The sequence below is a fragment of the Stenotrophomonas sp. STEN046 genome (assembly GCF_056759755.1).
The window spans coordinates 1-11055 of sequence record NZ_JBRRDR010000075.1; the positions used below are offsets into that span (position 1 = coordinate 1).

Sequence of the window (11055 nt, forward strand, 5' to 3'; positions counted from 1 at the left end):
GAGTGTTGTGGTTTGATCTTGATTGGTTGGGTGGGGGGGGGGCGGTGGCCGCGCGCGTGGGTGGGTGGGTTTTTGCCGGTGCACTGCGGGGCGCCCCGCTCTTCAGGGCGGGTATGGGCCCGGCGCTACCTGTCAGATATCGCTGTGGTGGTGTGGCACGGCGCCCGGCAACGGGTCGTGGCCGCCTACGAAATGGCGCACCACCGGCGAACGTTCACCCCGATGCAACGCCCGCAGCTCTTCCTGCACCGCCTTGTCGTCGGAGGTGATGCGCTCGTGCTGGCGCAGATGCTCCAGCCAGGACGCGGCCACGAAATACTCCAGGTGGATGCCTGGGCTGGCCACGTCTTCCACCACGCCCCAGACCACGGCGCCGTCGCGTCGCCGGATCGCTCCGAGCGTGCGCATCCGCGCATGGAATGCGGCACGGTCGGCGGCATCGATACGGTATTCGACGGTCACCAGCACCGGGCCGCGGTCGTTGGAAACCGGTACCGACAGTTCCGGTGCTGGCCAGTGCCCGGCCGGGCTCAGGTCCAGATCTTCGGCCCCGGCAATGCGCACGCGCCACACCAGCAACCCGCCGATCACCGCGCCGGCGGCCGCCAGCAGCAGGGCCAGCTCCGGCGAGGTGCGCTGCGCAAGTGCGCCCCAGCTCAAGCCGCCTGCGGCCATGCCGGCCGAGAACACCATGATGTACAACGCCAGCGCGCGTGCCCGCACCCAGGCCGGCACCGCGATCTGCGCGGCGATCTGCAGCGAAGACAATACGGTGATCCACGCAAAGCCATTGACCAGCATCACCAGGGGCAGCACGTACCAGCTGCGCGTCAACGCAAGGCCGACCAGGCTTGCCGCCAGTGACAGCGTGGCCAGCAGCACCAGCAGATCGCGGTCGAGCCTGGCGCGCAGCTTCGGCAGCAGGAACGCCCCGCTCACCGCACCGATACCGATGCAGCCCAGCAACACACCGTACTGCCCCGCCCCACCGTGCATCTGCCCACGCACCACCACCGGCAGCATCGCGTTCATCGCCGCGGCAAAGAAGAAGAACCCTGCTGATTTGATCAGCACCGCCTGCAGGCGTCCGGCACGACTGGCGTAACGCAGCCCGGCTTTCAGGCCGGCACCGAAGCCCTCCGGCGGCAGGCTGGACGCCTTCGGGTCACGCTTCCAGCCCCACACCACCACCAGCATTGCCGCAAAGGTGATGGCATTGAAGCCGAATGCCCACACCGCTCCCATCTGCGCCACGATCACGCCACCGATGGCGGGGCCGATCGAACGGGCGATGTTGATGCCGATCGAGTTCAGCGCAACGGCCGAGGCCAGCATCGGCTGCGGCACCAGTTCGGAAACGATCGCCGCCTGTGCGGGCATCGCCATCGCCGCGCCACAGCCCATGCAGAAGGTCAACAGCACCAGCAGCTGCGGGGTCAGCAGGTCCATCGCCGTCAATGCAGCCATCACCGCCGCCACCAGCAGCATCCAGCCCTGGGTGAACAGCAGGTACTTCCGCCGATCGACGATGTCGGCCAAGGTACCGGCGGCCAGGGCCAGCAGCACGATCGGCACCGTGGTGGCCGCCTGTACCAGCGCCACCATCAGCGGCGAACCGGTGCGCTCGGCCATCACCCAGGCCGCGGCGACATCGTTGACCCAGGTGCCGATGTTGCTGGCCAGGATGGCCAGCCAGATCGACCGGAACATCCGGATCTTCAGCGGTGACCAGGCACCAGCAGCCTGCGGGGGGTGTTGTGACGCGGACGCGTTCACCATTGCCATGCTCCTACGATTGAGGCGAACAAGGTGTCCTGGCCGCCGGCCTGCTTCAGCGCAGGACCTGCATCGACCCAGGCCAACTGCAACTGCCATTGCCAGCGGTCACTGACCTGCCAGCGGGTTTCGGATTTGTATTGGGTGCCGATGCGGCGGGCGCCACCGGCGCTGCCGGGCAACGCCACCAGCGGCGCCGGCGTGGTGTACACCGCATCGGCACGCTGCTGCTTCCACGCCAGCTGTACGCCCAGTTCGGTGCTCACCGTGTCATGCAGGCGCAGCCCCAGCGTCGGCTGCAGGTCCATCAGGTTGGCCGGCGCCAGCAGGCTGGCCTCGCTGAAGTACGCCGACTTGGGAAACAGCGCGTTGAACGTGCCCAGCCGGCCATCGCGCAGGTTGCCATCACCGCTGGCGATATCGGCCTTCAGTCCCAGCCTGGGTTGCAGCGGCAGGTCGTTCCAACGCCAACCGGTATCGCTGGCCAGCGTCCATGCGCGGATGTCCAGTGTATCGGTGGCGGTACGCAGCTGACCGCCCTGCACCACCAGCTCGGCGTTCCAGTCCAGCGCACCGGCCTGGCCGAACCAGCGTGCACCCAGGGTCTGCCGCCGTTCGATGCCGGTGCCCGCCGCGAACCGGCCACCGTCGCGACGGTAGTCCATCAGGTACAGATCCCACTGCCCGGAACCAACACCGCGGGCGGTGGTCGCATAGGCGCCGATCAGATGCGCGCCATGCTCGCCCCGGTCATCCATCGCGCCAGGACGATTCTCGATCGGCCGCAGTGCCATCAGATCCAACGTGCCCCGCCGGCCCTTCCAGCCCACCCGGGCACCGTCGAACGCCAGGCGGATGTTCGGTCCGTCGCGCACCGACAGCAGCCGCGAGCTGCCGTAGCCAGCCTCCTGCCGGCCCAGCTGCACGTGCATGGCATCGCCGGCCCAGCGCCAGTACGCCTGCTGCACGTCGAGCGCACTGCGATCGGTGCGGCCCGGACCACCCGCCCTGCCCTGCTCGGCATGCATGCCCAGCTGCAGTTTCGCCTGCCAGTCGTTGCGGGCGTAGGTGGCCGAAGCCAGCGCACGCAGCAGACCGTAGCCGTCCTCACCTGCGGCAACGCCGAAGCGGGTCGGGTCGTAGTACATGCCGCGCACGCGCAGCGAGGCATCCCACTGCACACGGCCATCGCCGATCTCGCTGCAGCCTCCCCCATCACAGGCCTGCGCCAGCGACGGCGCGGCCAGCAGTGCCAGGGTCAGAACGCGAAGCACGAACACCCCATCGCGCCCCAGAACGCGGTCAGGTCTGCACTGGGTGCCGCATGATGGGCCGCATGCCCGTGCGCGCCATGGGTGCCGCAGGCGACGCCATGATGGTGGTGGTGTGCCGCCGCCAGACCGGTGGCGGCACCGCCGACGTGGTAGCCGCCGAATCTGTTGACCGGCGACCAGTCCGGCATCGCCGGTGGCAGCTGTGGAGCCAATCCTGCGTAGTCACCGTCGGCATGTACGATGCGGCCGCCGACCACGGTCAACAGGCTTGTGATATCGGCGATCTGCGCCTCGTCCACGCGGAAGAAGTCAGCCGACAACAGGATGAAGTCCGCCAGCTGCCCCGCCTTCAGCGTGCCCTTCACCGCTTCGTCGCCAGAGAACCACGCACTGCCCTGGGTCCACAGCCGCAGGGCCTGTTCGCGCTCCAGCAGGTTCTCATCGCCGTACAGCGCCAGGCCACCCACGGTGCGCCCGGTGACCAGCCACGACAACGCCACCCACGGGTTGTAGCTGGCCACGCGGGTGGCATCGGTACCGGCACCGACCGGCACGCCCTCGGCCAGCATCCGCTTCACCGGCGGTGTGTGCCGGGCCGCCTGCACGCCATAGCGCTGCACGAACGCCTCACCCTGGTAGGCCATGCGGTGCTGCACGGCAATGCCGCCGTTCAATGCGCGGATGCGCTCGATGTTGCGCGGGGTGATGGTCTCGGCATGGTCGATGAACCAGTGCAGGCCGTCGAACGGCACTTCGCGGTTCACCTGTTCGTAGACATCCAGGATGCGGGTGATGCTTTCGTCATAGGTCGCATGGATACGGAACGGCCAGCGCTTCTGCACCAGCAGCTTCACCACCTCGTGCAGTTCCGGTTCCAGCTCCGGCGGCAGCTCCGGACGCGGCTCGTTGAACAGTTCGAAATCGGCTGCGGAGAACACCAGCATTTCGCCGGCGCCGTTGTGACGCAGCAGGTCATCACCCTGGCGTGGCTGCAGCATCTCGCTCCAGCCACGGAAGTCGCTCACCTCGCTGCCCTTGTTCTGGGTGAACAGGTTGTAGGCGATGCGCACCGTCAGCTGGTCGTCGCGATGCAACTGCTCGATGACCTGGTAATCCTCGGGGTAGTTCTGGAATCCGCCACCGGCATCGATGACCGAGGTGATGCCCAGCCGGTTCAGGTCGCGCATGAAATGACGCGTCGAATTGGCCTGGTACTCGATCGGCAGCTTCGGTCCCTTGGCCAGGGTGGCATACAGGATCAGCGCATTGGGTTTGGCCAGCAGCAGGCCGGTAGGGTTTCCCAGCGAATCGCGCACGATCTGCCCACCCGGCGGATCAGGTGTTTCCTTGGTGTAGCCGCAGGCACGCAGCGCGGCGCGGTTGAGCAGCGCGCGGTCGTACAGATGCAGCAGGAACACCGGCGTATCCGGTGCTACGTCGTTGAGTTCCTGCAGCGTCGGCAGGCGTTTCTCGGTGAACTGGGTCGCGGTGAAGCCGCCGACCACGCGCACCCATTGGGGTGCAGGCGTGCGGTCAACCTGCGCCTTCAGCATCGCCATCGCATCGGCCAGCGAACGCAGGCCATCCCAGCGCAGTTCCAGGTTGTAGTTCAGGCCACCACGGATCAGGTGGGTGTGGCTGTCATTGAGGCCGGGAACGATGCGCCGCCCCTGTGCGTCGATCAGGGTGGCTTCGTTGCCCCAGCCACGCATGATCTGTTCGTCGCTGCCAACCGCGACGATGCGCCCGTCCTGCACGGCAAGGGCCTGTGCATGCGGCTGCTGCGGATCAAGCGTGGTGATGCGTGCATTGCGGATGACCAGCGTGCTCATGCGACGTTCCTTGGGAAGGGATGGGAGGGCGGCGGCGCTGCCGCCGGCCAGGCCCAGCGCCAACGCCGCACCGGTGCCAAGCACCACGTTGCGGCGGCCGGGGTCGAGCGGTTCGTTGCTCATGCGATGTCTCCAGAAAAAGCCAGGCCATCCATCGCCCACGCGCCGGGGCCGGCCAGGGCGATGGCCAGCAATGCCAGCGTCCACAACAGCGGGTATTCGGCGCCGCCGCGCATCCAGAACCAGCCCTTGGGCAGCGCCAGCACGGCGGTGAATGCGATGAACGCGGCGGCGGCAAGCGCGGCGACCCGGGTCTGCCAGCCCAGCATCACGGCGGTGCCGGAAAGCACCTGCAGCAACGCCAGCAGCAGCGGCAGCGGCGCGGTGGCCGGCAACCCGAAACCGCGCAGTTCACCGGCAAAGCCGGCCAGGCCTGGGCCGTTGAACCAGCCAAACAACTTGCCCAGCGCGTGCGGCAGCAGGAATCCTCCCGCTGCCACCCGCAGGATCAGCAAGGCCAGGTCGGGGCCATGGCCATGGCCCACCCTCAGTGCCCGCCTTCCTGCGCGCCGAACATCGTCTTGGCGTACTGGATGCCGACACCGTAGCCGCCGGCATGGTCACGGGCGATGCCGGTGGTCAGGTCGTAGGTCTCGCCACGCGCCCAGTCGCGCTGCAGCTCCAGCAGGTACTGCACGCTGGTGATCGGCACCGCGCCGGCCTGCACCATGCGGGTGATGGCGCGCTCGTGCGCCTCTTCGCTCACATCGCCACAGGCATCGGTGATCACATATACCTCAAAGCCCTGCTCCAGCGCCGACAGGGTCGGGCCAACGATGCATACGCTGGTCCACAGCCCGGCCAGCACCAGGCGACGCTTGCCGATGCGGTTGATCTCATCGATCACCGGCTGGTCTTCCCAGGTGTTCATCGAGGTGCGGTCGAACACCGGCTGGCCCGGGAAAATCGCCGGCAGCTCCGGGAACATCGGGCCGGAGAACGACTTCTCGGCCACCGTGGTCAGCAGCACCGGTACGTTGAAGCCCTTCGCACCCTTGCTGATCAGCGACACGTTGTTGCGCAGCGCCGAAATGTCGATGGTGTGGGTGGCAAAGGCCATCTGCGATTGGTAGTCGATCAGCACCAGCGCGTGGTCGGTGGGCGCCAGCAGCGCTTTGGCGGGGGTGGCAGTAGCAGCATTCATGGGTGGACTCCGGTGGAGGAAACAACAGGGGAAAGCACGAGCGCGGCATCGCCGGCCAGGTACTGGCCAGGGCTGCATCCGGTCTCGGCACGGAAGCTGCGGACGAAATGGCTCTGGTCGAAGAAGCCCAGGTGCTGGGCCAGGCAGGTCATCGACTGCCCGGCGACCGGCAGCAACTGCCGTGCACGCTCGATGCGCCGCCGGCGCACGTAGCGCAGCGGGCTGGCCCCGGTGCCGCTGCGGAACAGGCGCACCAGGTGGAAACGGCTTACACAGGCGACCTCGGCCAGTTCAGTGACCCGCAGCGACTGCGACAGGTGCTCGTCGATATAGCGCAGCGCGCGCTGCAGGGCCGCCGACTGCTGCGGCGCCAACCTCGGCATGGGCTGGGCAGAAGAGTGAACAATGGCCATGCCGGGATGCCGCGATGGGGGTGGCCCATGGTGGCGTGCCGCCTGCCAGTGACCTACCCCCGACGGTCGAGGTCGATACTCACCCGATCGGGGGAGGCCGTCGCCGCAGACGACGGCGCCCGAACAGCTGCGCGTCCAGCGAATAGGCGCCCGGTCCGAGCACAAGGAGCGCCAGGGGCAGCACACACCATGGCAACGCGGCCCCCTGCAGATAGAGCCCGGACACCGCCAGGGCGGTGGCCAACGGGGTCAGCAGGCCCGGCAGCAACAGGCCTGCCGCCGCCAGGCACAGCCACCACGGGCCACCCGCAGCCGGTGCTGGCAGCAACATCGCAGCGGCCACGCATATCCGCAGCCACATCAATCCCAGGCCCGGCCCGCGATCAGGGAACATCACATACAAGCGCTGCATCGCCGGGCTCCGTCATCCATCAGGGCGTGATATCCGAAGCGCCCGCGCCCCGCCTACCCCGTTCGGGTCACCCGGGCATGCCCCGCACCTGCCAGAATGAGCGCCATGCGTGGCCAGCCCTTCCCTTTCCTGCATCGCCTGCCGGCGCTGCTGTCGTGCCTGCTGTTGCTGATCGCCCTGCCTGTGTGTGCCGCACAGCACCCGGCGATCAGTGCCGGCATGCCCGGCTACCAGCACACCGCCTGGCGCGTAGGCCAGGGTGCGCCCGGCGACATATGGGACATCGCGCAGGACAGCGAGGGCATGGTCTGGCTGGCAACCGGTTCGGGCCTGTATCGCTTTGACGGCCGTCGCTTCGAACGCCAGGAGCCACCGGCGGGCACCCGCTTCCCCTCCAGCAACATGGTCACCCTCGGCCTGGATGGCAGCGATGGATTGTGGATCGGCTATTTCCAGGCGGGCATCAGCCGGTTCGGGCAACAGCAGCTGCGCAGCTTTGGGCGCGCCGAGGGCGTGCCTGTCGGTGTGGTCCCACGCTTTGCGCAGGATCGCGATGGCCGCCTGTGGGCAGCGGTCAACGGCGGGCTGCGCTGGTTCGATGGGCAGCGCTGGCAGACCCCGCCAGCCGGCACCGGGTTGCCGCAGCGTCGCGTGCAATGGGTGCTCCAGGACAGTCATGGCACCTTCTGGGTGCTGGCCGACCTGCACATCTGGAAGCGCCCTGCAGGACACACAGCCTTCGAGAACACCGGCATCGCTGTATCGCAGATGGCAACGCTGGCAGAGAGTCCGCAAGGCGAAGTCTGGCTGGCCGACCGCATCGCCGGCACGTCGCCCCTTGCCGATGCGCATGGCGTGCTGCCAGCGGCCGAGCGCGAGGCGCGGCGGTTGCCCGGGCTGGTGGCCGCACGGCTGCAGTTCACCGACGACGGCGCGCTGTGGGCGACGCTGAGCCCTCACGGGGGTGTCGCGCGGGTCAGCTTCCAGGGCCAGCAGGCCGTGCGCATGGAGCGCTTCGACACGGCACAGGGGCTGACCGCAACCTCGGCGGTGCCGGTCATCGCTGATCGCGAGGGCAACCTCTGGGTCGGCACCAATCTTGGCCTCAACCGCTTCCGTGCGCGCAGCGTGCAGACACTGGCCGTCGGCCCGGCCGACCCGTACCGCACACTGGTCCGCAGCAGCGATGGCCACGTGTATGGCTACGGCGAAGACCTCAAGCTGTTCGACCTGCGGCGCCCGTTGCTGGCCGGCAACGCCGCGCAGCTGCAGGCGGCCGCACGGCAGGCGCCTGTGCCGGTCTGGCAGTTCGACTGGATCAACCTGGCACGCACCGTTGGCGGCCGCACCACCCGCATTCCGTTGCCGGCACCGTTCACCGGCCAGCCGCTGCACGCCCTGCTGTTTGCCGATGACGACCACGCCTGGGTCTGTGCCGGTGAGCGCGCGGTACTGCACTACGCAGTCAACCGCTGGCAGCAGGAAAAGCGGTTGCCCGAGCAGGCCTGTTCGTCGATGGCGCGCACGGCCGACGGCGCCCTGCTGCTGGGTTACGCCGACGGGGTGTTGCGCAGGATGGATGCCACAACGGTCAGTACCTTCGGTGCAGCCCAAGGGCTGTCGGTGGGCCCGATAACCGCGCTGCTGCAGCATGGGGATCTGCTGCTGGTGGCAGGCGAAGCCGGCCTGGCCGCGCGCATCGGCAACGGCCCTTTCCAGTCGGTGCGCACCGATACGACCGGCGTGCTGGAGGGGATCACCGGCATCGTCGTCGATGCGCAGGGGCGCCTGTGGTTGAACGGCAGCCGCGGCCTGGTCCGGCTGGAAACGGCAACCCTGCGCAGCGCGCTGCGCGACGGCCAGCCGGTGGCACCGCGGCTGTTCGATGCGGTCGACGGCATGCCCGGCATCGCCCTGCAGAGCGGCCCCATTTCCACCGCCGTGCTGGCGGCCGATGGCCTGTTGTGGCTGGCCACCAATCAGGGCCTGGCATGGCTGGATACCCTGCAGCCGCTGATGAACACCATGGCACCGGGCGTGCGTATCGGCGATGTGCTGTACGGCAACCGGCAGGTTCCGCTGCAGGAAGGGCTGCGCCTGCCCGCTGGAACCACCCAGCTGCAGATCGACTACGTGGCCCTGTCGCTGGCGCGGCCCGAACGCAATCGCTACCGCTACCGGCTGTCCGGCGTGGACGACAGATGGCAGGACGCCGGCGGCAGTACGCGCGCCTACTACACCAATCTGGCGCCGGGCCCGTATCGTTTCGAGGTGGAAGCGGCCAACGAGGACGGCGTCTGGAGCCGCGCGCCGGCGAGTCGCAACTTCCGTATTTCCCCCACGTTCGTGCAGACCGTCTGGTTCAAGCTGTTGTGCGCGGCACTGCTGCTGGCCGCGCTGGTGCTGGCCGTGCGCATCCGCAGTGGCCAGCTCGCCGCGCTGTTCCGCGCGCGCCTGCAGGAACGCAATGGCGAACGCGAGCGTATCGCCCGCGATCTGCATGACACCCTGCTGCAGGGCAGCCAGGGCCTGATCCTGCGCCTGCATGCCATCAGCCAATCGGCACAGACACCGGAGCCGGTCCGCAGCCAGCTGGAATCGGCAATGGTGCTGGCCGAGCGCAACCTGGCCGAGGGCCGCGAGCGCGTCAACGCCCTGCGTGACGGCCCGTTTGCCGGCCGCGATCTGGCCTCGGCGCTGGCAGACGTGCACGCCGAGTACGCCGGCCAGGGCACCAACCCGCTGCGCCTGACCGTTGAAGGTGCGCCCCCACCCCTGCAGCACGACGCCGCCGAGGAAGTGTTCCTGATCGGACGCGAGGCCATCCGCAACGCACTGCGCCATGCACAGGCCAGTGCCATCGAGGTGGAATTGTCCTATGGCACGCGCTGCTTCCTGCTGCATGTGCGCGACGATGGCGTTGGCATCGCAGACGAAGATGCCGGTCGTGGCCATTGGGGCATGCAGGGCATGCGCGAGCGTGCGCAGCGGCTGGGGGCGGAACTGCAGCTGTGGACCCGCCCCGGCCTGGGCACCGAAGTGGCGTTGTCCGTTCCCGCCCGACGCCTGTATCACCGCCGTCCATCGCGTTGGCGTTGGCCCTGGAGCAGACCTACCCATGACTGAATCCCCTACTTCCATCGGCGTGCTGGTGGTCGATGACCATCCCCTGCTGCGCGATGGCCTGGCCGCGTTGCTCGGCACGCACAACGACCTGCGCCTTCTGGGCGAAGCGGCCGACGGTGAAGAGGCATTGACCCTCTACCAGCAGCTGCAACCGGATGTGGTGCTGATGGACCTGCAGATGCCACGCATGGACGGGGTGGAGGCCATCGTGCGCATCCGCGCGCTGGACCCACGCGCACGCATCATCGTGCTGACCACCTACAGCGGCGACGTGCGTGCGGTGCGGGCGCTGCAGGCCGGTGCGGCCGCGTACCTGCTGAAGGACATGCTGCGCCACGAACTGGTAGACACCATCCGCATGGTGGCCAGCGGCCGCCGCGCTCCCATTCCGGCAGCAGTTGCCGCCGGCATCGCCGCGCACGTGGTGGAAGACCGTCTTTCGCCTCGCGAAACGGAAGTGCTGCGTCACGTGGCCGGCGGCCTGTCGAACAAGCGCATCGGCGAGCGCATGCAGATTTCCGAGCAGACAGTGAAAGCGCACATGAAAAGCCTGATGGACAAGCTCGGTGTCGGCGACCGCACGCACGCGGTGACGCAGGCACTCCGGCGCGGGATCATCAGCCTGGACGACAGCGGGCACGATTGAGGGCGGTTTTCTCCGCAGGGCTTGCAGCCCTGCACCCGCAACGTCAACGTCAACGTCAAATGCCGAAGCGCGCATTCCGAGGGATGCCGGGCCACTGTGAGTCTGCGGGGAGCCAGATAACACACCCCGCAAATCCATAGTGCCCCGCCTTCGACAAATTTCCACGGCTGTTGGTTGGATTGAACCGACCACACATTGAACGTCATCCACACCCAGTGAGGCTCCAGAAGTCCAAGCCATCCGTCGCCAGGACACTGCCGGGGGGGGGGGGGGGGGGGGGGGGGGGGGGGGGGGGGGGGGGCGGCGGTGGCGGGGGGCGGCCCCCGCCTCTGGGTGGGGGGGGGGGGGGGGCGCCCCCCCCCCCCCCCCCCC

The 11055-nt window shown here is 68.3% G+C and carries 9 protein-coding genes; 2 read left to right on the forward strand and 7 right to left on the reverse strand.

Annotated elements, in window-relative coordinates:
- Positions 1 to 132 precede the first annotated feature (132 nt).
- From ACVOLJ_RS20480 to ACVOLJ_RS20510, 7 genes are all read right to left on the reverse strand, one after another.
- Entirely contained in the window at positions 133 to 1779 is a 1647-nt protein-coding gene (locus ACVOLJ_RS20480) for an MFS transporter (RefSeq protein WP_481564962.1), read from the reverse strand.
- Positions 1773 to 3056, reverse strand: coding sequence for an alginate export family protein (locus ACVOLJ_RS20485; protein WP_481564963.1), 1284 nt, complete (start codon positions 3054 to 3056; stop codon positions 1773 to 1775). Before ACVOLJ_RS20485 ends, ACVOLJ_RS20480 begins: the two co-directional genes overlap by 7 nt.
- Positions 3035 to 4882 (reverse strand): amidohydrolase, encoded by a 1848-nt coding sequence (locus ACVOLJ_RS20490; RefSeq protein WP_475279145.1) that lies wholly within the window; start codon positions 4880 to 4882, stop codon positions 3035 to 3037. Before ACVOLJ_RS20490 ends, ACVOLJ_RS20485 begins: the two co-directional genes overlap by 22 nt.
- Before the next feature lie 119 nt (positions 4883 to 5001).
- Entirely contained in the window at positions 5002 to 5427 is a 426-nt protein-coding gene (locus tag ACVOLJ_RS20495; RefSeq protein WP_475279060.1) for a DoxX family protein, read from the reverse strand.
- 2 nt (positions 5428 to 5429) lie between these two features.
- Positions 5430 to 6086 (reverse strand): hydrolase, encoded by a 657-nt coding sequence (locus tag ACVOLJ_RS20500; RefSeq protein WP_475279061.1) that lies wholly within the window; start codon positions 6084 to 6086, stop codon positions 5430 to 5432.
- Positions 6083 to 6499 carry a helix-turn-helix domain-containing protein gene (locus ACVOLJ_RS20505; RefSeq protein WP_475279062.1) on the reverse strand — a complete coding sequence of 139 codons (417 nt, stop codon included), beginning with the start codon at positions 6497 to 6499 and terminating at the stop codon, positions 6083 to 6085. The genes ACVOLJ_RS20500 and ACVOLJ_RS20505 overlap by 4 nt, the downstream gene beginning before the upstream one ends.
- Positions 6500 to 6578: 79 nt before the next feature.
- The gene (locus ACVOLJ_RS20510) at positions 6579 to 6911 is read right to left on the reverse strand and encodes a hypothetical protein (RefSeq protein WP_475279063.1); all 333 of its coding nucleotides are present in this window, start codon (positions 6909 to 6911) and stop codon (positions 6579 to 6581) included.
- Positions 6912 to 7007: 96 nt separating this feature from the next.
- Between ACVOLJ_RS20510 and ACVOLJ_RS20515 the strand changes: the two genes are divergently transcribed.
- A complete protein-coding gene (locus ACVOLJ_RS20515) occupies positions 7008 to 10037 on the forward strand; it encodes a sensor histidine kinase (protein WP_481564964.1) in 3030 nt (1009 codons plus the stop codon).
- Positions 10030 to 10683: a response regulator gene (locus ACVOLJ_RS20520; RefSeq protein ID WP_481564965.1), complete on the forward strand. Its 654-nt coding sequence runs from the start codon at positions 10030 to 10032 to the stop codon at positions 10681 to 10683. Before ACVOLJ_RS20515 ends, ACVOLJ_RS20520 begins: the two co-directional genes overlap by 8 nt.
- Positions 10684 to 11055 lie beyond the last annotated feature (372 nt).